This is a genomic window from Psychrobacter sp. JB193, from assembly GCF_002285555.1.
Taxonomy (GTDB): domain Bacteria; phylum Pseudomonadota; class Gammaproteobacteria; order Pseudomonadales; family Moraxellaceae; genus Psychrobacter; species Psychrobacter alimentarius.
On sequence record NZ_NRGY01000001.1, the window covers coordinates 1,617,603 to 1,641,135 of the forward strand.

Below are 23,533 nucleotides of genomic sequence, written 5' to 3' on the forward strand. Positions count from 1 at the left end.
ATTTGATGCAATTTATACAGTTACTACAAGACAATATGGCCCTAGCTTTACTCGTATTTGGTTTATTGGGTCTTTGTGTTGGCAGTTTTTTGAATGTGGTTATTCATCGTATCCCGCTAATAATGATTTATGACTGGCGACAAGAGTGCAGTCAGTTCATCTCTGATCAGGTCGATATGCCACGTGAACATACGCAACCTTTAACCAACATTGTCGCAAATGATCAACCCATTACTTTGAGTCGACCAGCCTCACGCTGCCCTCATTGTGCTCATAAAATTAAATGGTATGAAAATATCCCTTTAATCAGTTGGTTGGTATTGCGCGGTCGTTGTTCAGACTGCAAAGCTTCGATTGGTCTGCGCTATCCTTTAGTTGAGTTGGTTACTGCCCTACTATCGGTATTAGTAATTTACAAATTTGGGGTCAATGCTACTGGGTTATCAGCATTAGTTTTAGTATGGACGCTTATTGCCTTAACAGGCATTGATTTTGATACCCAGCTATTGCCCGATCGTCTAACCTTTCCATTGGCAGGCTTAGGGTTGGCCGTCAATTCGCAAGGTTGGTTTGTCTCCCCTATTCAGTCCATCTGGGGCTTATTGCTTGGATTTTTGTCATTGTGGATAGTGGTTAAGATTTTTTATCTTATTACCAAAAAGCACGGCATGGGCCAAGGAGACTTTAAATTACTGGCCGTACTGGGTGCTTGGCTTGGGCCACTGATGTTACCGCTCATTATATTGTTGTCTTCCTTATTGGGATCTATCGTTGGATTGATCTTGATGAAAAAACAGGGTGAGAGCCGGCCGTTCGCTTTTGGGCCTTATATCGCTATTGCGGGAATCGTTGCGTTATTATATGGTTCAGATATCGTCAGCTGGTATCTTGGCATGTATACTTAACAAACTCTTTTAGCCAATTCAATTGTCGGCAGTCATTTTTAATTATTATCAACCTTTAAAGGCCATTTGGCTTTGAGGTGTGATTATTAATAAGTCACTGCCATCCTCATTATATCAGTCAGATAAGTCACCATTATGTCAAAACAGACGACCCTTTATTCGCATCAATCACAAAACCTGCCAACAAAAAACAAGACGCTAGTAGTCGGTTTGACGGGTGGCATCGGTAGTGGCAAGTCTGCTGCCAGTGCTTGGTTTGCTGAGCAAGGTATTGATATCATTGATGCAGATGTTATTGCTCATGAAGTAGCCGCTAAAGGCAGCCCAACCTTACGCAAGATTCAGAAAAAATTTGGTGATTGGGTATTGAACAGTGACGGCACAATGGACAGAGCGGCGGTCAGAACACACGTATTTACGTACCCTGAAGCACTTATTGAGCTAGAGGCGATCACGCATCCAGCGATACGTGAGGCCGCAAAGCTGCAACTGGCCGCCAGTACATCGCCCTATATGGTGTTGTCAGCACCCCTGCTTATTGAAGGCGCAGAGGCTGGACTGGCCAATTTGTGTCAGCGCATCTTAGTGATGGATGCCACTGAGGAGACTCAGCTAGCACGCGCAAGCCGACGTGATGAGCAAAGTGTACAAAAGATTAAAGCCATTATGACCAATCAGCTTAGCCGAGAAGAGCGCAATCGCCATGCAGATCATGTCATTCTCAATGAAAGTGATTTGGCTTCTCTTTACGTCAAGCTTGAGCCCTTACATCAACAATATCTTACGCTTGCCCAGCAGCTAAAGTACGCTGCCGATTGACCTCATACAGTGCCATACCAGTGGCAACACTGACATTCAAGCTTTGCAAGTTGCCATGCTCATTGCCTGACATCGGGATGTAAACCAGCTCATCACAGCTTTCTGTGGTTAAACGGCGCATCCCTTCCCCCTCTGAGCCCATAATGATTGCTGTCTTACCTGTCAAATCAGCAGCATGTAAGGGTTTGGCATCCGCATTAAGAGCGGTACCAAAAACAAATACCCCTGCATTTTTAATCTGTGACAACGCACGCGCCAAATTGGTCACACTGATAATAGGCATCATCTCGGCCGCGCCAACTGAGACTTTGGCAACGGTTGGTGTTAGGCTTGCGGCATGATGTTTAGGACAAACAACGGCGTCCACGCCCATCGCCACAGCGGTACGCAAACACGCACCAAAATTATGGGCATCCGTGATTTGATCGAGCACCAATAACAAGCACTGATCACGTCCAGCAATCGTGTCCAGTAAGCCTTCATCAGCGAAGCCCAATGGACGGGCATGTAATACAACGCCTTGATGTTGCGGGCTACCACACAATTGCGTCAGCTTGTCTTTTTGTGCGGTTTGGATACTAATACCATTGTCGCGTGCTTGCGCCATGATGGCTTGTACATGACTGTCACTCTCACGCCCTTGCTGGACAAACAAGCTAAGCCCATCAAGCGGACGGTGTTCAAGTAAGGCATCAATCGCGTGAATGCCATAAAAATAAATGGGTTTTGCCATAATAGGCCTACTATAAATATAAGTGGGTATCGCACATTGCGATAAGATAAAAAAGAGAGATGACTTAATTGTACCAGCCAATCAATGATTAGAGATTGGTAATACTCGCCAAAAAAGAAATAAACAATACCGATTCGATATTGTTTATTTTTTGAATATTGTCTGTCCAGCGTGATAAGTCACCATATGATGACACTCATCTGACTGTCGCTTAGCCTTCTAGATGGCATACATACTGAACAATCTCTTCGGTACGCAGATTGAACCCGCTGTTGCCCTCAACCACGAATGATTGACCTGCACGGTAATAGGTAAACTCTTCATCACCATTTATCTTGACTTCACACTCACCGCTAGTGATTTCGATACGCTCAGAGGTATTGGTACTAAAATGATAGTGGTCAACCAAGTTGTCACAAGGCAAGATCACACCTAGCGTCTTATGGCGCCCATCCTCAAACATAATAGTATGGCTTGAACAGCGACCATCATAAGAGACGGTTGCGTGGGCATTGACGGTTACATTAGTAAATTGCGCCGCTGTCATAGTGGCTTCCTTATCAAATAATTATTATAAAACTAAAAAATAAGTAACTGAGTTGAGTCAGCTAGTGTGGGCGTTTTTAAAGAAGCGCTCAATCTTAAATGCTGGATTCTATTACGATAAAGACCTGCCCGCTAACTATAGGAGCAGATTCTATAAAAATATTTTGACATCATCGCTGAGTTCTCTGCGCTTTTACTATAAGCTTCTAATTTTACGAAACCATGACTTATATCATCATGAAGAGTGCATAGAACCCATAGTCAGAGTTTATCATTATGTGAGATTATGCTACCACATTATCTCTATAAAGTTTGTTACAGCAGCGGTAAATTCTCTTGGCTCGGCTTGTTATGACGTTGTCACACTGCTCTATTTTTCGCGGCTTTCGTGACTATAGTTAGCCACTGTCATTGATTCAAGCATTGGTTCGACAATTGATTCAAGGCTTTTATTTTTAAAGGTTTTATTGAGACAAACGACTCATCTTTATCGTGAATATTGTAAGAAAAAGAAAGGCCATTTATGGTCAACGTCTACTGGTTTTGTGGTAGTCTTGCCAGACCCATTTATGAGATTTACTGCCTTTAATATTTGTATTTAAAGACATTTAACACCATAATATTTGCCAATCACATTTATCTATTCGCGCTGTTAGCTGAACCTATTTATTCTTTTTTTTATCCTATTTTAGGCAGTATTTTTAAGCTTTATATAAAGCTTGCGATCTGTCATGAGAGGCGTTGATGCTAGTATCATTAACTTTACATCAGTTTGCGTTGATTGCTCAACATGAGCTAAACGTGGCTTGTGGCTTTAATGTCATCACCGGTGAGACGGGCGCTGGCAAGTCGCTATTACTTGACGCGTTGTCCTTATGTATTGGGGAGCGCGCAGACAGTGCCATGGTCAGACATGGCGCAGCGAATGCCGATATCTACGCGCAATTTGATGTAGAAAACAATCCTATCGTTGCCGAATGGTTCACAAAAAACGAGCGGCTACTAGAAGAACCTGAAGTGTTGATTCGACGCCAACTGAGCAATACGGGTCGTTCAAAAGCCTGGCTAAATGGGACACCAGTGAGTCTGGCTGAATTAAAAAGCTTGGGTGCCTTACTGGTCAATATTCATAGCCAACATGCTCAGCAAGCCTTGCTAAAACCGCAATTTGTGGTGCAATGGTTAGATGAGATGGCACAAACTACGCCGCTTGCAATACAAACAGCCAATAGCTACCAGCAGTATCAACAGCTTAAACGCCGCGCCGATGATATTGCTAGCCGCGAATCTCAGCGTCAAGACCGTATTCAGCTTTTGCAAAACCAGCTGGCAGACATAGCGCCATTGCTGGCAGTCGACTATGCAGATGTCGAGGCGGAGCATGAAGAGCTATCTAATATCGAAGCGCTAATGACCGAGGCCAGTCATGGTTTGCATTTATTGGACAATGATACCGATGAGCCAGATGTCATGACCTTGCTGGGTCAAGCGATCAAAATCTGTGACCACCAAGTGGGTGTCAGCCAAACGTTTGAGCAAGCCTCTGAGCAATTGCATTTGGCACAGCAGCAAATTACAGAAGTGACTGCGTTACTGTCGGATTATGCAGAACAACAATTGCCTGACCCTGAGCGCCTGCAAACGCTAGATAGTTTAATAAGCTTAGGTCACCGCTTATCACGCAAGCACAATTTGCCCGCTGGTGAATTGGTTCATGAAGCAAAAGGCTGGCAAGAACAATTAGATCAATTGGAAAATGAGCCAAGCAGTGATGCCATGGCGTCGCAAATCGAACAAGCATGGCAAGCGTATTTGGCATTTGCCACACAATTGAATAAAGCGCGAACGAAAGCTGCACCCATGGTGAGTAAACAGCTGATTGAGCAACTACAGCCTCTTGCCTTGCCCAATGCTCGCTGCGAGTTTGTGTTTACCAAAAAAGTAGAAACCAGCCAATATAATGCACAAGGCTGCTTTGATATTGACTTGTTGTTTAGTGCCAATGTGGGTATGCCCATGCAGCCACTACATAAAATCGCCTCAGGCGGTGAGCTGTCGCGTATGGCGCTTGTGATGCAAGTATTGCAAGCAACCAGTGCTGATAACAATGCCGCCAAGCCGATGTTGGTATTCGATGAGGTCGATGTCGGTATCAGTGGCGGCACCGCACAAGTGGTCGGTGAGCTATTACGTGCACTTGGACAGACGCAGCAATTGCTCGCCATCACTCACCAAGCCCAAGTCGCCGCACAAGCCCATCAGCATATCTTGGTACAAAAACATCATCAAGAACAGACAGAAAGCGAACTGCTCATCGTGACAGGTCATGCGCAAGTGGATGAGTTGGCACGTATGTCGGGCGGCGTGACCATCACTGATGTGACGCGCGAACATGCGCGTAGTTTGTTGACCGATGTTAAGTAAAAACAAGCGACTCTCAATTCTTGACTAGGCGTTGATAAACAACAACTTTGGTTGATTTTTACCTCATTGTCGCCATATAGTGGTCTCTCACCTTTATTTAGGTTACGTGTTTTTTTATGTCTAAAGCCAATTTGACCCATCATTTCTTAATTGCGGCGCCAGAGCTATCAGATCCAAGGTTTGCACAGGCTTTAATCTATATTTGTCGTCATGATAAATATGGCGCACTTGGTCTTATGGTCAATCGTCCATTAGAACAAGCGCGCGTCGGTAAACTCTTGGAAGACTTGGATATTGAAGTGACCAACCGCCAAGTGATGGAAGACTTGGCATTAGAAGGTGGTCCCATGTATCCAGAGGTGGGGTTTGTATTGCATACAGGACAACCGGAGTGGGCTTCTTCTTTTGCCATTTCAGAGAATGTCTGTATTACCACCAGCCAAGACATTCTCAAACGTATTGCAGCAGGTCAAGGCGTGGGTCATTATCAGTTGTGCTTGGGACATGCCAGTTGGGGCAAAAAACAGCTGGAAAAAGAGCTGGGCAATGGCGATTGGTTGGTCTGTCCCGCTGATTTGAACTTATTGTTTGATACGCCCTTTGAAGAGCGTTGGCAAATCGCCGCTGACAAAATTGGTGTGAATTTTGATTATTTGAGCAGTGATATTGGTCATGCTTAATCTTCCAAGCTTAATAACACACTCAACGATAGGAAACTTCCCTTATTATGGTAGATAGCACGCTTATAGAAGATGCCGTAGAAGCGATTGATGACAGCATTTCTGAATCAACCGTCAAACCGCATCTTATTTTAGCTCTGGATTACGGCGTTAAAAAGATGGGTATGGCTTTAGGCAACACCGTTACCGAGACCGCGCGTGCCTTTGATATTTTGGCCATGGATAATGGTCAGCCAGACTGGGATAATTTACTGGGTATTATCAAAGTGTGGGGCGTGGCAAGAGTGGTGGTTGGTTTGCCACTGAACATGGATGGCAGCAGTTCCATGCTGTCTAAGCGTGCGCACAAGTTTGCCCGTCGCTTGGCACATAGAATCATGGAGCAGCATTTGCCTGTGACGGTGTCTCTATGTGATGAGCGCTTGACGTCTGTCGCCGCCAGAGAAATAGCATGGGAGAATGGCTGGATCAAACATGAGCGCGACCCCATTGATGATATCTCTGCCTGTATTTTGATGTCGACTTATTTTGCTGACCCTAATAGCAGTATCGCTATTGATGCTATCAAACCAGAATGAAGATACAGCAGCGGCAAAAGTGACAGACATAAATGGCAGGCATTGTAGCCTTGTTGTTTTTTACCCTATTGCCCCTCTAAACGAATGCGTGATTGATGACTATGACCAATGCCCCAGACCAAGCCTTGCAAAATAAGTCGCAACATGGTTTTGCTCCGCTTGCGATCGCGCGTATCAAAGGCGCTCAGAGCGTAAACCAGATAGCAATTTATCTTATTTATGCCGCGATTTTGGCATTTGTGATTTTTGGTACCATTGCCAGTATCAAGGCGTTCCATGACAATCAGCTGCTGTATCAATTGTTTTACAATTTGCCTTATGCGTTGGTGGCACTGACCATTCCTATTACCATTTATGATGCTTTAGTGATTTACCGCTATCGACTCAACCAGCCCTCAATGATTGCCATGAGTATCGGTGTGTCTAGCCTTATTCTGATCGGTGAGTTACTGTTTTCTAATACGGCGTGGTTGGGACTGTCCTGCTGGCTGGGCGTGGCGTTTTTATTCAAAGTGACTTTTAAACGCTTTTTTAACTTTTTAGAAATGCAAGAAGACACTGATATCATTGAAGAGATGTAAGTGGTACGAATGAAATCACTGTAATAAATGTATTTTTTATTTAAAAAGCATACCGTACTGCTGGGATAGATTTTTTGAATTTTCTGTCTGCAATGGCGCAGCAAGCGAGGGAATGTATTCCAGTAGCGCACTTTTTATGTATCACCCTTATACTATAAATCTACCTAATTGATTCAAATAACACATTATGACGACCTCAACGATGCAAACGACTATTCACCATCATTTAGACACGCAAGGCCTGATCTGTCCTGAGCCTGTGATGATGCTACACCGAGTGATCCGTAAAGCAGATAGCGGTGAGGTGATTGAGATACTCGCCACTGATCCTGCCACCACACGCGACATTCCTAATTTTTGTCGTCATCTGGGTCATGAGTTGCTCGGTCAAGAAACGTTGGCTGACAATGTGAGTTTGGATATTGATCCTGATGAAATCACTGTTGCTGGCGATAATGAGACGCCCGTAAATAGTACGCTATATCGTTATTTGGTGAAGAAAAAAAGCGCATGATCGCTCTAACCTATTCTTTATCTTTCGTCATTCACTGAGAATCGTCTTATGAGCCGTGATCGTGCCGTACAACAAAGGCAGCCCAAGTCCTTGGCCGTCGATGATGAGCCGTCTTATATGACAGAGTTTCGTCAAGCCATGCTGGCTCGTGGTTTAGCGACGCGTACCCGTAACGCTTATGTGCGCGACTTGCGTTCTTGTGAGTTGACCAACCCTATCGCGCTGACACGCTGGCAGCCTGATGATGTGCTGCATTGTCTTTCCCTCCTCACTCAAGATGGCAAAACGCCCCGTACTCAAGCGCGTATGCTGTCCAGCCTGCGTCAGTTCTACTTATGGATGATTGCGAGCAATTTACGTGAAGACAATCCTTGTGAGCGCATCAAAAGCCCCAAACTTGGTCGTCCCCTACCAAAAGATTTGAGCGAAGCAGATGTCGATAACCTTCTTGCCGCGCCCGATACCAGTACGGCGCTGGGACTGCGTGATAAAGCCATGTTAGAGGTGCTCTACGCTTGCGGTTTACGCGTCAGTGAGCTGATTAATCTGTCATTAGAACAAGTCAATCTCAATTCAGGCTGGCTACAAATCACCGGTAAAGGCAATAAAACTCGATTGGTGCCACTCGGTGAATATGCAGCGGACGCGCTAGAAGACTATCTGTCGCATGGACGTGGGGATTTGATTGCGCATTTAAAATCGGGCAACTGCCAAGCGGTGTTTTTGACCGCGCAAGGCGGTTATATGACGCGGCAGAATTTTTGGTATTTGCTCAAAAAATACGCGCAAGTCGCCAGTATCGACAAAGAATTGTCACCGCATACATTACGTCACGCTTTTGCCACGCATCTGCTCAATCATGGCGCTGACTTGCGTAGCGTGCAGTTGTTGCTTGGGCATAGTGACTTGTCCACCACGCAGATTTATACCCATGTGGCGACGGCGAGATTGCAGCAATTGCATGCAGAGCATCATCCGAGGGGGTGAGTTTCATTTCATAAAATTAGATTCATCAAATAATATTCCTAAATCTTTTAACCTTATCTCAACTGCTTTTTTCGATACGTTGAAATGTCTAGAGAGTCCTACCAGTACATTATTCACCATAATTTTATTGCATTCTTGCTTATCGTTGTAAAGAAATACTTTTCCTCTAGGAGTTAGACCTAACTTTTTATAAATCTCTAAGAAACGGTCTACGAAAGTCTTTTTGGGCATAAGAATACAAGACGCCAAATAGTTAGCCTGAAACTCTAATTTGCTAATAAACCCATTTCTGTTTCTACTTTCTCCATTCATATCTTCGTTGGAAAAAGTATCTTTTATCAAGTATCTACCATGATCTAATAATATATGAGAAATCTCGTGCGCTAATGTAAACCTATCTCTATGCAAGTTATCATCACTCTGCTTATACAAGTAAATTTCTTGTTGAATGAAATCTATTTTTCCAAGTAATTGATGGTCGTGATTTGTTACATCTTTAACAATCGTTATATGGGATGAAGTATCAAGTAGAACTATTTTATCTAAATTGACTGAGCCATCGGAATAATCAATCTCCATCAATATTTTTTCAGCTAAGTTGTCTAAGCCTACTTTAGGAATGAAGTCTACTTTTTGACTAGAGTTGTTAAATGGTTGCCCTATCAAGAATTTAATATAGTCTTCTACTCCAAAGAACCATTGGCTTTGTGCATACATCATATAAGAGAGATTACTTGAACTAGGAAGTTCTCCTTTGACAAAGATACCTTCCACATCGTATTTACTATCCACATTCTGATATCTATATTTACGATTTAGTATATGAGTCAGCGTTTTTTCACTGTTCAACTTTACGAGTCCTACACCTCTATTTTTTGCTTTATTGAAAGCTCCTTCAGCAAGATTAGAGTTAATTGCCATTATCGGGCGTATTTTATAAGTCAGTTCGCCTTCTGAAATATCTCTAATGTCATCTAGAAACTTACCTAATTGATCTACACCTACTGCACCTTTATAGTCTTTACATTCTATTAGTAATAAATTGGACATTGAACCGCCCCGAGATTGTCGGAGACTCAACTTTCTGAGAGAATACGACAATGAAAACACGAAACTATACCCCTGAAATGAAAGAGCGTGCGGTTCGCATGCTCATTGAAGCCAAAGACGAATATCCTTCCACATGGTCTGCAATTCAAGCCATTGCCCCTAAGATTGGCTGTACGCCTGAAACCTTGCGGTCATGGTATAAGAAGCACATCGATCAAACCATACCTGCTAATGTTCAAGCTCAAAGCCAAGCCGAGCGCATCAAAGCGCTTGAACGTGAGAACAGAGAATTAAAGCAAGCTAATGAGATTATAAGGAAAGCAGCTGCTTTTTTCGCCCAGGCGGAAATAGACCGCCCACCGAAGTGATGATCAAATTTATTGATGAGAATAAGTCAGAATATGGGACCCAAGCCATTTGTAGAGTCTTGCCGATTGCTCCATCAACCTATTACCGTGCTAAAGACTTGGAGAGCTGCCCTGACAAGCGCTCATTACGCAGTCAACATGACGACTTCTACATCAGTGAAATCAGGCGCATCTGGCAGGACAGCAAGTGCCGCTACGGTGCGCGTAAAGTCTGGCAGCAAATGAAGGCTGACGGCAGTCATGTGGCTCGTTGTACGGTAGAGCGGTTAATGAAGCAGCATAGCATGCAGGGGGTTTGGCGCGGTAAAGGTAAGATAACCACCAACAGCCGTGATGACCAGAAGCGCGCTGATGATTTGGTCAATCGCAACTTTAGCGCACGCCACCCTAACCAGCTGTGGGTGGCTGATTTTACCTATATCAAGACGACAAGCGGCTGGGTTTATACTGCTTTTATCATTGACGTGTTTGCTCGCGCTATCGTGGGCTGGAAGGTATCTAATCGTATGAACACCGATATGGTGATGGCAGCACTAAACCAAGCAATAGCAGATAGAAATAATCCAAAAGATGTGATTCATCATAGTGATCGCGGGGTTCAGTACTTGTCTATCCGCTATACAGACAAAATGACAGATTCTGGTGTGATCGCCTCTGTTGGTACAACGGGTGATTCATACGATAATGCGTTGGCTGAAACGGTTAACGGGCTGTATAAAACGGAGGTGATTGATTATTTAAAACAGCAGTGGCAAGGTGTGAATGATGTTGAATTAGCAACCCTTGAATGGGTGGACTGGTTTAATAAAAAAAGGCTGCATAGTGCGATTGGCTATGTGTCACCTTTTGAGTTTGAGAAGCGGTATTATGATAATCTTAATCTGTTAGGCATTGCTGCTTAACTTGAATAAACAGTCTCCGATATAGTCGGGGCGGTTCAAATATTAGGTAGCTTAATGTCTTGATACACCTCTATAGCTATATCAAACTCTATATATTTTTCTCTGTACCTCGAGTAATACTTTTTCTTTCTAAAGGCTTTAATATAGGAACTAGAGTTTATTGTAGTTTTATTATCTTTAATGTCTTGTAGAAATAACTCATATATCACTTCCTCGAAATCATCACCTTTTTTTGTAGTATTCATAGATAGTCTCATAGGCTGTACCGTTATAAACCAATCTTACACTACAAAATTAGTATATGACCTAGGTTTTCGACTATCAAAAAATAGGATGCTGCAAACCTGCCCTTTTCTCGTTACAATACTCGTCATACTGCGTGAGCTGTCTAATTGCACTGCGCACACCCTTTTACTTATCTATTATTTGAGAATCTCATGAGCCATAGACCACCTGCTGACTTATTAAAAAACGCCCAACACTGGCGCGAAGACATTAACTTTCGCCAAGACGTGCTGGGTAAGCCGTTTGATTTTGCGACCACGTGGGGTATTTTTTCACCGCAAAAGCTCGATGACGGTAGCCTAATGCTACTTGATTACGTCGATTTTCAAGCAGATGATGATTCGATCGATTTGGGCTGTGGCTATGGCGTACTGGGTATGACAGCCGCGCGCGAATGTCCAAATGGTCAGCACACACTGATTGATAAAGATTTTATGGCAGTAGAATATGCGCGCTTGAATTGTGAAAAAAACGGTTTAAAAAATGTCGATGTGCATTTATCCAATGGCTTTAATCACGTAGCAAAAGACAAAGACTTTAGCCTTGTGATGTCAAACTTGCCCGCCAAAGTCGGCAAAGAGCAACACTATCTGTACTTCCTTGATGCCTATGCACGCATGCGGCAAGGTGGCCGTTTTTATGTAGTGACCATCAATGGCTTACGTCAATTTATGAAGCGCTCATTTACCGAAGTGTTTGGCAATAGCGAAAAGGTCAAACAAGGTAAAACGTACACGATTACGATGGCGACCAAAGATTAGTTTTAGGAAAAACCAGGTTTTTTAAACACTTAACTGATTGCAAGCTCAAGGTTTTCAGAGTTGAGCAAATAAAAAGCCCGTCAAAACGATAAGTTTCGACGGGCTTTTTTATGGTGAACTGGCTAGTTGATGAGCTTTGATAATGTACAGAGCGACTGGGATGAGTTTTTTGTAGCATCTGTATTAGCAGCAAGCAAAGAAAGTTTATACCAGTCGCTTATTACTCTAAACGCTTGTCACTATGAACAGAGCGATTTGGTTTTGAGTTGTCCGTTGTGACCTACATTTGCCGTTTGAGTAAATAGCCACCCAAGATCGCACTGCCAATAATCGGCAGTATCACCATCAGCATGGGCGAAAACCCAGTAGCCAGCGAGACAAAACCGACCAAATCCTGCACATAACTGAACAGCAAGCCAAATAGTAATGCCACCACGATACGCAAGCCTAGACTGTGCGTCCGTAGCGAGCCAAAAACGAATGAGCAGGCCACAATAACCAAAGATAAAATAGACAACGGCGACAGCAGTTTTTGCCAAAATGCCAGCTCATGACTCAAAGAGCGTTGATCTTGTTGGCGCATAAATTGACGATGCTCATACAGTTGCGTCAGTGACAAATCCTCTGCTTTACGGGTCAGCAAATACACGGACTCAGGCGCAAATGGTAAGCTTAACGTATCAGATGTCGAGATGGCCTGACTGCTCTCAAACCCTTGATTGATACTCAGCTCAGTCATGTTATTGAGCTGCCAATCATAACGATACTGCTCGCTCAGTTTGTCAGTGGTGGTATCTAAAGATTCACGACCAATATACTTCCCGCCCTCAGCATGCACTGCGGTTTGTAAGTTACCACTATTGTCCAAATGCCAACGCTTGACCTCACCGATATTGCCTTTAACATCGGCGTAATCGATATAAAGAATGTCGCTACCATCCGGTTTGGCACCGCCATCTTCTGATTTTTCAAACCGTGGCTGCACGGTCCAATAGCCTCGTACCGACGTCACTAGCGATTTGCTGTCAGCATCGTTGATCTCTTTTGCCAGTTGATTGGAGGTCGGCAAGACAAACTGATTGATTGCCAAGGCCAAAATCACAAAAATCAAGGCAGGTTGTAGCACCCAGCTGACGATACGATACACACTTACCCCAGCCGCGCGCATCACGACCAGCTCGCTTTTGTTTGCCAGCAATCCCAGACCAACCACCGCACCAAGCAAGGCACCCGTCGGAATAAACTGCTCCAAAAAGTAAGGTGAGCGATAGAATATGTATTTGATGGCTTCACCCATCGTGTAGCTGTCATCCAACGAATCTAGCTCAGATAAATAAGAAAATACCAATTGCAGCGCCCACAGACCTAGTACCGCGCCGATAATGGCGAGCAAGGCATTGAGCTTGACATAACGGCTCAGCACCTTGAGGTTGCTCGGCAGTCTTGCCAGCTGATCGGTCGCTGAGGATTTTGAAAATAAGGAGCGCATTATGGTTGCCCTCCTTGTGAGCTATTATGTTGGCTATCAGCTGTCATCAAAGGCTCATTCTCTTGCTTGCGAAAGCGTAATCGATGCTGCACACGGCTACCCCAATTCATATAAAGCGCCAATGCCATAAATCCTAAAATAAACCACGCGTAGGCCCACACGCTGACACTGCCTTTACTCACGGCATTTTTAAGCGAAATAATACCGAGTGCACAGCTGACAAATAATAAGATGGATGGAAATAGACGCAACCAGCGCCCTTGACGTGGACGTACTTGCGCAAGTGGTACGGCCAGCATGGGTGCGATAATCATCAGCCACGGCAGCGCCAAACGATAACCAAGCTCCCCTTGTGCGGCTCGCAACGCATTATCACTGCCCACTTGCCCACCTGTGGCAGCTTGCCACAACGGCCCAATCGCTTGGGTTTCGATATTGTCTTCGGTAACAACTTCTTTTGAAGATTCCGTCAATGTGATGCGGTAGCGATCAAAGCCAACTTGATTGTATTTTAGACTGCCTGCGCCAACCTCATAGCGACGTCCTTGGAACAAGTCCAATTGCGTCACACCACTCGCCTCTGTCTCTACTTGCTCAGCCCGTTTGGCTAACGTGATGGTGTCTTTACTAATATCGTTCTTGCTCATCAGTGCGTTCGGCAGCTCTGGAATATCCAATTGCTCAGCAGTTTCTGCATCGATGCGATTATCCATATCAACAGACGTACTATCAGGCATGCCATCGTTGGCTGTACTGCCTTTGGCTTTGGGCTTCGACTGAATGAGTATCACGTCTTGTAATTGTTTCTTATCATCGCTCAAACTGCCCACGTACAAATGATAATTGCCGCTACTAATAAATTGGTTTGGGCGAATCAAATCAAAAGCACTGGTCAATGCTTGCTGTTGCCAGACGCTCTCAGATGAACGCACGCCCCACGGTTTTCCAACCACCGAAAGCGCCGCCTCACCCACAAATAGGGCTAGTATCAATGGCGTCATCAAACGCGCAAGCTTACCACGCGAGATGCCACTGGCGTTGATGACTGCCATTTCTTGGTCGACATACAAGCGTCCAAAAACCAGCATCAATGCAATAAAAAATGCCAGTGGCAAGATCAACTCTAAGAAGTACGGCAGGTTATAACCAATAATGGTGAATAACAAACTGATATCCAGATTGCCTTCGGCTGCAATACCAAAGTAGCGGATCAAACGCCCGCCCAGCATCATCACCACTAAAAACCCCAACACCAAAGCGGTCGTTGAGGCAACTTGTTGAGTCATATAGCGGCGTAATATCACAATAGGTACTCTTTCATAGTTTGGTCATGGGTTGGCAGTCGCGCAAGTCATCACATGCTTATCGACAGATTATAGGGGTTTCCAGCACAGTTGATGGAATTTATCAGCGCTGTAATGGCGTTATACTGCTCACTCAGCTAGATTCATAATGACAAAAGTAACGACACAGTTTATGCGCCATACTCTACAAATATCAGCGATAAAGATAACCGCTAATCCTAGCATATTTTGGTTAAAAATGGCTGTGAAATGTGTTTGAAAGAGATTGCGCTCACCTTGCTGGTGGCTTGGTATACCTGCCTAATATAAAGGCAATAATCAAAAATTAAAGGGCGCACAAAACATACAACTGTTTGAAATTGAGTATATTTCTACTTAGACGTTTTTGGTTTATGTACTTTAGAAAGGTTTGTTTGTCATTCGTATCATGACGCTCGTATGTTTGACAATAATTGCTAGACTAATCTCTCCATATTTTTAAAGCGTTCACTTCTGTGATTTTATACGACTCTTCAAATCTCACAAATCATATCGATTAAGGACTTTACCATGTCTACGCCCTCTACCTTACTTGAACTTGCTGGCGGTGCCTTTGCGCCCCCTGATTGGTCTAACTGCGCTCTCGTATTGATTGACTTTCAAAACGAATACGTCAATGGTGCCATGCCGCTAGGGCAAGCCGGTGCAAAAGCGACTGAAAATGCACGCCTATTGCTGAATAAAGCGCGCGAGCTGAATGTACCTATTTTTCATATTACCCATCATGGTGCAGAAAACGGTCAAGTGTTCGACCCTTTATCAGCCAACATCGATATTGTCAGTGACTTACAGCCCCAGGACAACGAGACCGTTATCGTCAAAAAACACCCCAATGCCTTTTATGAGACGCAGCTTGACGCCCTGCTTAAAAAAGCGCAAAAGCAGCAAATCATCTTTGCTGGGTTTATGAGTCATATGTGTGTCAGCTCAAGTGTCAGAGCCGCGTTTGACTTAGGGTTTGATAATGTCGTCTGTCACGACGCCTGCGCCACTCGTGATTTGCCAAGCGCTCAAAGAGAAACCATCAGTGCTGAGATGATGCACGATACTGCGATGGCAGCGCTACAAGACAGGTTTGCCGCTTTGGTGACGACAAATGATTTAATCAATGGCTAGCATCAATCCATCCATTATTTTTTGACACAATGTACTATGACATCAAAGCTATAGTCGATTCTAAATGAAACAGATACGTTATATGCCAACGCCGAACTGAAATGACTTTTTCTTGCTTGCTGTGCCTGCGCAGACAGAGGCTGCAAAACTTCTCATTTAAAGATAAGCATTCCAGTCCCGCTGTATCAGTTTTATACTGAACTCGCTATATAATAAAAATTTACCTTTAATAATACTGATAAACGTAAACTAGATTAGCAAACTTGTTCTAACATATTACCTAAGCCTTGCTCACTGCGCACTGGTCTTGCAATATGCTACACTAGGGCGGTGGCTCAATAGGCCAAAGGATCTAATAAGTAAAACCAATTAAATAAACGCGATCATTTTTATGAATCTGATTTTATAACTCTAATAAGGATAATTATATGAATATCAAATTAACCCAAAGTTTACCAAAGACGCACACGCAAAAAATCCTCAAAAAAGAAGCCAAGAGCAAAGATGCAGCTTGTCTTGTGGTCTTGGTCGATGATAAGAAAAACATCATTGCTGAATCAGCCTTGAGCGACTATCAAACACGCATTGAACAATTGATTGAAGTCTCACACTTCAGTGGTAGTGCTTGTGAAACAGTAGAAGATTATGCGCTAGCAGGCGATAAAAAGACCACCAAGCAAAACCCTGTACAATTATTATTGGTAGGTGTTGGTAAGCTTGAGAAGCTTAACCAGAGCGCCTTGCAAAAAATTGCCAATACCATTCATCAAAGCACGCAAAAACGTGTGGATTCTATTACTGTTGCCCTAGGCGATGCGTTGGAAGAAAATCAATTTGGTCAGTTTGCGCTGAATTTATTGGCCGCAAGCTATCGTTTTGATAAATATAAGTCTGAACAAAAAACGCCTGTATTGACCGATATTTATTTGTTGGCTGATAAGTCATTGCAAGATTCACTCGTATTTGCTGAAGCTGTCTTTAAAGGTCAAAGCCTGACTCGTGACGTTGCTAATGAACCGGGTAACATCTGCTTCCCAGCTTATATGGCAGAACAAGCACAAGCCTTGGCCAAAACCTATCCCGATCTATTAAAAGTCACCGTATTGGGTGAAGATGAGATGTCAGCATTGGGTATGAATTGCTTCTTAGCAGTGGCGCAGGGCTCTACCAAAGAAGGCAAGCTGGTATTGATGGAATATCAAGGTAAGTCAGCATTTAGTGCCAACACGGGCAAAGCGTCTGTTAGTAGTGCAAAAGTAACAGGCGGCCTAAAAGCCCTAACTGATAAATTGCCAACCAAGCTGCCAAGTAAGAAAGCGTCTAAAAAGACAGACAAAAATAACGAGACCTCTACTCCAGTGACTAACGATGACGCTCCTATCGTCTTAGTAGGTAAAGGCGTAACCTTTGACTCAGGTGGCATTTCAATCAAACCTGGTGCGGCAATGGATGAGATGAAGTTTGACATGGGCGGCTCGGCCTCAGTACTTGGCACAATTAAGGCCTTGTGTGAAGCGCGCCTACCGATTAATGTCGTTGGTGCTCTTGCTTGTGCTGAAAACATGCCTTCAGGAGATGCCACTCGTCCAGGTGACATCGTCAAAGCCATGAACGGCAAGTCTGTTGAAATTTTGAACACAGACGCCGAAGGTCGTTTGGTGTTGGCAGACACACTATGCTATGTACAACGCTATAATCCAAAAGCCATTATCGATGTGGCAACTTTGACTGGTGCTTGTGTGGTGGCGTTAGGTCATGTCCGTTCAGCGGTCTTTAGTAATGATGAAGACGTTTTGTTTGATCTTGAAAACGCCAGTAACCTATCAGGCGATCTTATTTGGCATATGCCGATGGATGACGAGTATCAAGCGCAGCTCGACTCACCTATCGCTGATATGCAAAACATTGGTGGTAAAGGTGCAGGCGCTGTGACTGCAGCTTGCTTCTTATCGCGCTTTGTTGAAGAAGGTCAAGCATGGGCGCATCTAGACATCGCTGGCACGGCATGGAACTCAGGTGCCAATAAAGCCGCCACTGGTCGTCCTGTACCGCTGTTTATGCAATACTTAAAAAACAGCGCCACTATGGTTTAATCCATTGATGAACACCACTTTATGAATATTAGCTTTTATGTTTTAAGCGAAAATAAAGCCCAAGATTTCTTGGGCTTTATTTGTCAGCTCACTCAAACAGCTCTTAACAAGAGCACCCAATCGGTACTGATACTGATTGAGGACGAAGCATTGCTGGCGTCACTTGATGCGTCTTTATGGGCACAAGAGGCAACCAGCTTTATACCGCATCAACGTATCGATGACTCTGATACAGTTACTCGTCCTGACGCTACTTCTTCCTCTATGAATGATAAAACATCTGCTCCTGTTTTGCTGGGCAACCACATGCCAGCTGATTTTAAAGGGATTGTGCTGAATACCACCGCACATCCTGTGAATCAATTTATGGCGGCGACTCATAACGCGCATCCTACGCGGGTTCTTGAGCTAATCAAACCAGATTCTAGCAGCGTGGACGCAGGTCGTCATAAGTACAAAAATTATCAGCAATTGGGCTATGAGTTGACCCACTTTAAAGTCTAATGCATAAAGGTACTGTATTATTCAGCGTCTTAACCCTAAAAAACGCCCTATCCTTTGTGATACGGGCGTTTTTTTGCGATATATCAGTCCGTATAGAGAAGGGTTAAAGGTAGGCGCTCATGTTGAAAAATGTTACTATCTTGCGCCTACTTTTACTTTTTATCATTATTTGTTTGTTTACTGACTAATTCGAGGGTGTATAGATGCGTTCATTGATTGCGATGTATCAGCGTATAGGACTGGTGCCGCTGATTATTATCGGTTTAGTATTGGGAGTATTGATTGGTTGGTTAGCGCCAAGCGTTGGTGTCGCATTGGGATTGTTAGGGACACTATTTGTTGGAGCCTTAAAAGCAGTTGCGCCAGTGTTGGTCTTTGTTCTGGTCATGGCCGCCATTAGTCAACATCGTAGTGGCAATGAAGTGTATGTCAAGCCAGTGCTGATTATGTATATGTTCGGCACTTTTTTGGCAGCCCTCACCGCAGTCATGGCAAGCTTTTTATTCCCAACTGAGTTGGTGTTGGTAAATGCCACGATTGAGCAAGTACCACCAGCAGGTCTAAAAGAAGTGTTGACCAACTTACTGATGAATCTGGTCGCAAACCCTGTCAATGCAATCGCTGAAGCCAACTATATTGGTATTTTGGCTTGGGCAATTATCATCGGTTTTGCCTTGCGTCAGGCCAGCGACACTGCGCGTGCGGTGGTCAGTGACTTTTCTGATGCGATCTCACAAGTAGTAAAATGGGTCATTGCCTTAGCACCTTTCGGTATATTGGGTTTGGTCGCCAATACGGTAGCTGAGACAGGCTTTGAGGCTTTAGCTGGTTATGCACGTATTTTGATGGTACTGATCGGTTGTATGCTATTTATCGCTCTCGTCGCCAACCCTATTATTGTCCTTGTCAAAACGGGCAAAAACCCTTACCCATTGGTATTTAGATGTTTGCGTGAGTCAGGGATTACGGCATTCTTTACCCGTAGTTCAGCGGCCAACATTCCTGTCAACATGAATTTGGCGCGCAAACTGGGTCTACATGAAGACACTTATTCGGTGACGATTCCATTAGGCGCCACTATCAACATGGCAGGCGCGGCAATCACTATTAACGTGCTGACGCTTGCCGCAGCACATACGCTTGGTATCGAAGTGACTTTCGCGTCAGCGCTATTATTAAGCTTGGTTGCAACAATTAGTGCATGCGGCGCCTCTGGGGTTGCTGGTGGTTCATTGCTGCTAATTCCTCTTGCCGCTAGTCTGTTTAATATTCCAAACGACATCGCCATGCAAGTAGTCGCCATTGGCTTTATCATCGGTGTGATTCAAGACTCAGCAGAAACGGCCCTGAACTCATCAACCGATGTGTTGTTTACAGCGGCGGCTGATCCTACCTATTCACGTTAATAGTTAAAAACACGCTCACAAATAAAAAAGGGCCATTTGGCTCTTTTTTATTGCTAAAAAATTTGGTCCTATGAATTAGGATGTTTTCTCAATCTAAAAAACGATACATAGCACCATACGTCTACTTTAAAAACCCAGTTATACTGCACATCTATTTTAGACTCTAGGACGTATCCTTATTTTAAAAAGGGTCGTAAAATGAGATAGATGGCAGTCAAACGAGGAAAGTCGTGCAAATAATATCGAGCTATTAATCAACTATTTGACAGTATTTTGCAAAATCTAGCCTATTTAGATACAACCGTTTGAATTGAGGACACGCCCTAGTTGTACAATTCAATCTATTCCACAGTCACCTTTGTAGCTTTGTCTACATCAGTTTTGGTGCTTAATCGCATCGATCGATAGATACTCAAAATATACGAATACCCTAGCCATTTATGGACAGGGGTTTTACCTATTATTAAAAGAAATTAACATGAACATTAACAGCATCATTTTCCCTATATCCTATATTAATTTTGTTTTCTGTACGGTAACGGAGGCAAAAGCGATATGAATATCGACGAACCTAAAACCTCTGAGCTTAACGCCCCAAGTTTACCTATCTGGAAGCTACTAGCATTCACATTAGCAGGCTTTCTCACTATCATGACCGAAACCATGCCAGCTGGTTTGTTACCACAAATTAGTGAGTCATTAGGGGTCTCTAAAGCGCTAGCAGGCCAGTTGATAACGTTTTATGCACTAGGCTCTGTGCTAGCCGCCATCCCAGTTATTGCCGCCACTCGTAGTTGGAATCGCCGCCGGTTATTCTTATTGGCAATTGGTAGCCTATTGGTATTTAATATTGTTACTGCCTTGTCAAGCAGCTATGCAATCATTATAGCGGCACGCTTTGCTGCAGGTATGGCAGCTGGAGTCATATGGGGATTACTACCTGGCTATGTATTGCGTATGGTGGCAGACAATATGCGGGGACGTGCGTTAGCAATAACAGGAGTGGGTCAGCCAATTGCACTGGCTTTTGGTGTGCCTTTAGGAACATGGCTCGGTCTACTATTTGACTGGCGCGGCGTGTTTTGGATCATGTCAGCGTTAACATTGCTATCGTTGATCTGGGTACGTCTGGCATTACCTGACTTCGCTGGTCAGTCAGCCAAACAGCGCCTATCAATCCGGCACGTTTTTTCGATGCCGGGTATTCGCCCTGTACTGCTAACGTTGTTTGTATGGATCGCGGCTCACAACATTCTCTATACTTACATCGAGCCATTTTTAGCATCGGTTGGGCTGGCACAGCGAGTGGATGCTATATTGCTGTTATTCGGTATTGCTGCCATAGTAGGAATTTGGCTTACTGGACTGCTAGTAGATAACTGGCTACGGTTGATGGCTTTGATAAGTCTGAGTGTGTTTGCGATAGGAGCATTAGTATTGGGTTTCTCTGGTGGTTCCACAGCTATCGTTCTGGTGGGCATAGCCATATGGGGACTGACCTTTGGCGGCGCACCAATATTGCTACAGACCGCGCTTGCAGGAGCCGCAGGCGATAACGCTGATGTTGCACAGTCTATGCTTGTGACCGTATTTAACCTAGCGATAGCCTGCGGCGGGGTAGCGGGGGCGATACTATTACAACGCATTGGGGCGGTATCGTTTCCGTGGGCAGTCCTTGCGCTTGCCTTATTAGGACTATCAGTAGTATGGTCTGCTAGAAGAAATGGGTTTGTTTCTAGCTAAAACTCGAAATACTACGACCCAAAAGAGAATACGCTTGATGAAATATCAACGAATATCTGCTATTTTTGGTTATTTATAAACATAAAAAAGAGCCACTTGGCTCTTTTTTATCGTCTATTCTTTATGGTTATCTCACTACTTCAAATGATCAATATCCACTTCAATCACGGGCGTTTGCGTGTCTAGCTGACGTTTTAGTTGGCGTAACTGCTCAAGCTCGTCTAACAGCTCAAGTATCAGACCAATCGCTGGCACACTGGCGTCAAAATCGCGACTCAAACGTGACGCGCGGCGCACAGTCGTTAGCTGGTAACCCGTGAACTGCTCACGCTCTGGCACATCGTATTCAATAATATTTTCTTCAATCAATTCGATGACCCATTGGCGCTCTTGACCACAGGTAGATACCAGCTCATCTAGGCTCATGGTAATATCGGTAAATTCAGGCGAGTGTTTCATAGTTATTATCCTCGTTTACGCTTTGTGTCGTCGTTCTCGTATGGTTTTATCTCTCTTACAATGATTTTTAGTGATGATGAATCACTGTCATTAACGGTCAATATTGGTATCGGCAAAGGCTTGTTTTAACTGCTCATAAGCTTGGGTGGCTGCGTCAGTCGTGATATCAGGATTGACGATATTTAAGGTCAAGTACAGATCACCTGCTTGCTTGGCCGGAATGCCTTTGCCTTTTAGACGTAAATTGCTACCTGACTTGCTATTTTTGGGAATACTGACTGCCAGCGTACCTGCTGGTGTTGTGACGTTTATTTTTTCACCCAATGCTGCCTCCCATGGTGCGATGTTCACGGTTTGATAGACATCCGCACCTTCGATACGAATATTGTCTGCATGATGAATTTTTACTTTTAAGAATAAATCACCGTTTTTACCACCACTACCAGCAGCACCTTGTCCTGCTAAGCGGATTTGTTTACCATCAGTGATGCCTTTAGGGATTTTAATTTTGAGCGTTTTTTTGTCATAATCGACGCTACCATTAGGCTGGCGAACGGGTACATTTAACTTAATACTATAGTCGTCTCCATTATAAACAGAGGCTAGGTCAACCATAATCTCAGCATGCTGATCTTGACCCTTGCTGTCTTGCGGACCAAATCCGCCACCGAATTGATCAAAACCTCCGCGTTGAGACTGCCCGCTTGCTTGACCATTGGTTGAGCCACGTGCGCCGCGGCCAAACGCTGAAAATATATCGTCGAAACGGAAGCCACCATCGCCATACGCTTCGCCGTCACCGAACTGTCCCTTAATATCTTCCCAGCGAAACCCACCCTGCCCACCAGCGGATTGACTATTAAAGCCCCTCCCTTGACCAGCAAAAGGACTGTCTAGCATGGCGTCATATTCAGCGCGCTTGTCTTTATCTCTAATGGTTTCGTAGGCGTTATTAATCTCTGCAATCTTATTATCAGCATCTGGATCATCGCTAACATCTGGATGGTATTGACGGACAAGCTTACGGTATTTTTTTTTGATATCAGCGTCTGAAGCGTCTTTTTTGACCCCTAAAATGTCATAGTAATTTTTCTCTGCCATGTTGTTTTCCTCAAAATAAAAGCAGGTAAATGATACTGATATGCCAATTTTAAACGTTATGGTGTAGAAGTTTGTTTGACTGCGACATAACAGATGATGACTATCGTCTATAGACGATGATATCAATAAAACAAACAAATACCGTT

At 44.0% G+C, this 23,533-nt stretch carries 22 protein-coding genes and 1 other annotated feature; of the genes, 15 read left to right on the forward strand and 7 right to left on the reverse strand.

The annotated features are described in order from the left end of the window. The first annotated feature begins 5 nt into the window (after window positions 1–5). Both CIK80_RS06990 and coaE read left to right on the forward strand, forming a co-directional pair. Window positions 6–905, forward strand: a complete 900-nt coding sequence (locus tag CIK80_RS06990) for an A24 family peptidase (RefSeq protein WP_095569368.1) — start codon at window positions 6–8, stop codon at window positions 903–905. A 135-nt stretch (window positions 906–1,040) separates the two neighbouring features. Next, a complete protein-coding gene (gene coaE, locus CIK80_RS06995; RefSeq protein WP_095569369.1) occupies window positions 1,041–1,724 on the forward strand; it encodes a dephospho-CoA kinase in 684 nt (227 codons plus the stop codon). On the opposite strand, the gene rlmB is transcribed toward coaE, so the two are convergent. Then, window positions 1,687–2,457 (reverse strand): 23S rRNA (guanosine(2251)-2'-O)-methyltransferase RlmB, encoded by a 771-nt coding sequence (gene rlmB, locus CIK80_RS07000; RefSeq protein ID WP_095569370.1) that lies wholly within the window; start codon window positions 2,455–2,457, stop codon window positions 1,687–1,689. The genes coaE and rlmB overlap by 38 nt on opposite strands. A gap of 211 nt (window positions 2,458–2,668) precedes the next feature. Beyond that, window positions 2,669–3,004, reverse strand: a complete 336-nt coding sequence (locus CIK80_RS07005) for a pyrimidine/purine nucleoside phosphorylase (RefSeq protein WP_095569371.1) — start codon at window positions 3,002–3,004, stop codon at window positions 2,669–2,671. Window positions 3,005–3,747: 743 nt separating this feature from the next. On the opposite strand from CIK80_RS07005, the gene recN reads away from it, so the two are divergent. From recN to xerD, 6 genes are all read left to right on the forward strand, one after another. Beyond that, a complete protein-coding gene (gene recN / locus CIK80_RS07010) occupies window positions 3,748–5,427 on the forward strand; it encodes a DNA repair protein RecN (RefSeq protein WP_095569372.1) in 1,680 nt (559 codons plus the stop codon). A 116-nt stretch (window positions 5,428–5,543) separates the two neighbouring features. Continuing rightward, window positions 5,544–6,107: a YqgE/AlgH family protein gene (locus tag CIK80_RS07015; RefSeq protein ID WP_062843512.1), complete on the forward strand. Its 564-nt coding sequence runs from the start codon at window positions 5,544–5,546 to the stop codon at window positions 6,105–6,107. A 47-nt stretch (window positions 6,108–6,154) separates the two neighbouring features. Then, window positions 6,155–6,685: a Holliday junction resolvase RuvX gene (gene ruvX / locus CIK80_RS07020; RefSeq protein ID WP_095569373.1), complete on the forward strand. Its 531-nt coding sequence runs from the start codon at window positions 6,155–6,157 to the stop codon at window positions 6,683–6,685. Window positions 6,686–6,780: 95 nt separating this feature from the next. Further along, window positions 6,781–7,266: a hypothetical protein gene (locus CIK80_RS07025; RefSeq protein ID WP_257011699.1), complete on the forward strand. Its 486-nt coding sequence runs from the start codon at window positions 6,781–6,783 to the stop codon at window positions 7,264–7,266. Between the two features lie 187 nt (window positions 7,267–7,453). Continuing rightward, entirely contained in the window at window positions 7,454–7,780 is a 327-nt protein-coding gene (gene tusA / locus CIK80_RS07030) for a sulfurtransferase TusA (protein WP_062843510.1), read from the forward strand. 48 nt (window positions 7,781–7,828) lie between these two features. Then, window positions 7,829–8,767, forward strand: coding sequence for a site-specific tyrosine recombinase XerD (xerD, locus tag CIK80_RS07035; RefSeq protein ID WP_095569374.1), 939 nt, complete (start codon window positions 7,829–7,831; stop codon window positions 8,765–8,767). 3 nt (window positions 8,768–8,770) lie between these two features. Here xerD and CIK80_RS07040 read toward each other — a convergent pair whose 3' ends face one another. Next, entirely contained in the window at window positions 8,771–9,817 is a 1,047-nt protein-coding gene (locus CIK80_RS07040; protein ID WP_095569375.1) for an ImmA/IrrE family metallo-endopeptidase, read from the reverse strand. A 50-nt stretch (window positions 9,818–9,867) separates the two neighbouring features. Between CIK80_RS07040 and CIK80_RS07045 the strand changes: the two genes are divergently transcribed. Beyond that, a protein-coding gene (locus CIK80_RS07045; protein ID WP_095568366.1) for an IS3 family transposase occupies window positions 9,868–11,087 on the forward strand; the annotation gives its coding sequence in 2 pieces (ribosomal slippage) (window positions 9,868–10,144 and window positions 10,144–11,087; 1,221 coding nt in all). Beyond that, window positions 10,143–10,259: a sequence feature (AL1L pseudoknot), on the forward strand. (Overlaps the previous gene by 117 nt.) A 437-nt stretch (window positions 11,088–11,524) precedes the next feature. After that, the gene (locus CIK80_RS07055) at window positions 11,525–12,133 is read left to right on the forward strand and encodes a methyltransferase (protein WP_062843507.1); all 609 of its coding nucleotides are present in this window, start codon (window positions 11,525–11,527) and stop codon (window positions 12,131–12,133) included. Window positions 12,134–12,413: 280 nt separating this feature from the next. On the opposite strand, the gene lptG is transcribed toward CIK80_RS07055, so the two are convergent. Together lptG and lptF are read right to left on the reverse strand one after the other, a co-directional pair. Next, the gene (gene lptG / locus CIK80_RS07060; RefSeq protein ID WP_095569377.1) at window positions 12,414–13,622 is read right to left on the reverse strand and encodes an LPS export ABC transporter permease LptG; all 1,209 of its coding nucleotides are present in this window, start codon (window positions 13,620–13,622) and stop codon (window positions 12,414–12,416) included. Beyond that, window positions 13,622–14,908: an LPS export ABC transporter permease LptF gene (lptF, locus tag CIK80_RS07065; protein ID WP_095569561.1), complete on the reverse strand. Its 1,287-nt coding sequence runs from the start codon at window positions 14,906–14,908 to the stop codon at window positions 13,622–13,624. The genes lptG and lptF overlap by 1 nt, the downstream gene beginning before the upstream one ends. Window positions 14,909–15,475: 567 nt before the next feature. Between lptF and CIK80_RS07070 the strand changes: the two genes are divergently transcribed. The 5 genes from CIK80_RS07070 to CIK80_RS07090 all read left to right on the forward strand — a co-directional run bounded on the left by CIK80_RS07070 (window position 15,476) and on the right by CIK80_RS07090 (window position 21,827). Further along, window positions 15,476–16,081: a cysteine hydrolase family protein gene (locus CIK80_RS07070; protein WP_095569378.1), complete on the forward strand. Its 606-nt coding sequence runs from the start codon at window positions 15,476–15,478 to the stop codon at window positions 16,079–16,081. Window positions 16,082–16,509: 428 nt separating this feature from the next. Beyond that, the gene (locus tag CIK80_RS07075; protein ID WP_095569379.1) at window positions 16,510–18,174 is read left to right on the forward strand and encodes a leucyl aminopeptidase; all 1,665 of its coding nucleotides are present in this window, start codon (window positions 16,510–16,512) and stop codon (window positions 18,172–18,174) included. 21 nt (window positions 18,175–18,195) lie between these two features. Then, window positions 18,196–18,678 carry a DNA polymerase III subunit chi gene (locus tag CIK80_RS07080; protein ID WP_095569380.1) on the forward strand — a complete coding sequence of 161 codons (483 nt, stop codon included), beginning with the start codon at window positions 18,196–18,198 and terminating at the stop codon, window positions 18,676–18,678. A 203-nt stretch (window positions 18,679–18,881) separates the two neighbouring features. Then, complete coding sequence (sstT, locus tag CIK80_RS07085) at window positions 18,882–20,084, forward strand: serine/threonine transporter SstT (RefSeq protein ID WP_062843501.1); 1,203 nt, start codon at window positions 18,882–18,884, stop codon at window positions 20,082–20,084. 555 nt (window positions 20,085–20,639) lie between these two features. Next, a complete protein-coding gene (locus CIK80_RS07090) occupies window positions 20,640–21,827 on the forward strand; it encodes an MFS transporter (RefSeq protein WP_095569381.1) in 1,188 nt (395 codons plus the stop codon). Window positions 21,828–21,962: 135 nt separating this feature from the next. Here the strand turns inward: CIK80_RS07090 and CIK80_RS07095 are convergent, their stop codons facing one another. Both CIK80_RS07095 and CIK80_RS07100 read right to left on the reverse strand, forming a co-directional pair. Continuing rightward, window positions 21,963–22,286, reverse strand: coding sequence for a chaperone modulator CbpM (locus CIK80_RS07095; protein WP_095569382.1), 324 nt, complete (start codon window positions 22,284–22,286; stop codon window positions 21,963–21,965). A gap of 90 nt (window positions 22,287–22,376) precedes the next feature. Next, window positions 22,377–23,387 (reverse strand): DnaJ C-terminal domain-containing protein, encoded by a 1,011-nt coding sequence (locus CIK80_RS07100; protein ID WP_095569383.1) that lies wholly within the window; start codon window positions 23,385–23,387, stop codon window positions 22,377–22,379. Window positions 23,388–23,533: the final 146 nt, after the last annotated feature.

Excerpts from the sequence above, each read along its gene's own strand:
- CIK80_RS07100 (WP_095569383.1), bottom strand. The coding sequence starts at position 23,387 with ATGGCAGAGAAAAATTACTATGACATTTTAGGGGTCAAAAAAGACGCT.
- sstT (WP_062843501.1), top strand. The coding sequence starts at position 18,882 with ATGCGTTCATTGATTGCGATGTATCAGCGTATAGGACTGGTGCCGCTG.
- CIK80_RS07040 (WP_095569375.1), bottom strand. The coding sequence starts at position 9,817 with ATGTCCAATTTATTACTAATAGAATGTAAAGACTATAAAGGTGCAGTA.
- CIK80_RS07095 (WP_095569382.1), bottom strand. The coding sequence starts at position 22,286 with ATGAAACACTCGCCTGAATTTACCGATATTACCATGAGCCTAGATGAG.
- tusA (WP_062843510.1), top strand. The coding sequence starts at position 7,454 with ATGACGACCTCAACGATGCAAACGACTATTCACCATCATTTAGACACG.
- CIK80_RS07005 (WP_095569371.1), bottom strand. The coding sequence starts at position 3,004 with ATGACAGCGGCGCAATTTACTAATGTAACCGTCAATGCCCACGCAACC.
- lptG (WP_095569377.1), bottom strand. The coding sequence starts at position 13,622 with ATGCGCTCCTTATTTTCAAAATCCTCAGCGACCGATCAGCTGGCAAGA.
- CIK80_RS07025 (WP_257011699.1), top strand. The coding sequence starts at position 6,781 with ATGACTATGACCAATGCCCCAGACCAAGCCTTGCAAAATAAGTCGCAA.
- rlmB (WP_095569370.1), bottom strand. The coding sequence starts at position 2,457 with ATGGCAAAACCCATTTATTTTTATGGCATTCACGCGATTGATGCCTTA.
- CIK80_RS07055 (WP_062843507.1), top strand. The coding sequence starts at position 11,525 with ATGAGCCATAGACCACCTGCTGACTTATTAAAAAACGCCCAACACTGG.
- ruvX (WP_095569373.1), top strand. The coding sequence starts at position 6,155 with ATGGTAGATAGCACGCTTATAGAAGATGCCGTAGAAGCGATTGATGAC.
- CIK80_RS07080 (WP_095569380.1), top strand. The coding sequence starts at position 18,196 with ATGAATATTAGCTTTTATGTTTTAAGCGAAAATAAAGCCCAAGATTTC.
- CIK80_RS07075 (WP_095569379.1), top strand. The coding sequence starts at position 16,510 with ATGAATATCAAATTAACCCAAAGTTTACCAAAGACGCACACGCAAAAA.
- xerD (WP_095569374.1), top strand. The coding sequence starts at position 7,829 with ATGAGCCGTGATCGTGCCGTACAACAAAGGCAGCCCAAGTCCTTGGCC.
- CIK80_RS06990 (WP_095569368.1), top strand. The coding sequence starts at position 6 with ATGCAATTTATACAGTTACTACAAGACAATATGGCCCTAGCTTTACTC.
- CIK80_RS07090 (WP_095569381.1), top strand. The coding sequence starts at position 20,640 with ATGAATATCGACGAACCTAAAACCTCTGAGCTTAACGCCCCAAGTTTA.
- coaE (WP_095569369.1), top strand. The coding sequence starts at position 1,041 with ATGTCAAAACAGACGACCCTTTATTCGCATCAATCACAAAACCTGCCA.
- recN (WP_095569372.1), top strand. The coding sequence starts at position 3,748 with ATGCTAGTATCATTAACTTTACATCAGTTTGCGTTGATTGCTCAACAT.
- lptF (WP_095569561.1), bottom strand. The coding sequence starts at position 14,908 with ATGACTCAACAAGTTGCCTCAACGACCGCTTTGGTGTTGGGGTTTTTA.
- CIK80_RS07070 (WP_095569378.1), top strand. The coding sequence starts at position 15,476 with ATGTCTACGCCCTCTACCTTACTTGAACTTGCTGGCGGTGCCTTTGCG.
- CIK80_RS07015 (WP_062843512.1), top strand. The coding sequence starts at position 5,544 with ATGTCTAAAGCCAATTTGACCCATCATTTCTTAATTGCGGCGCCAGAG.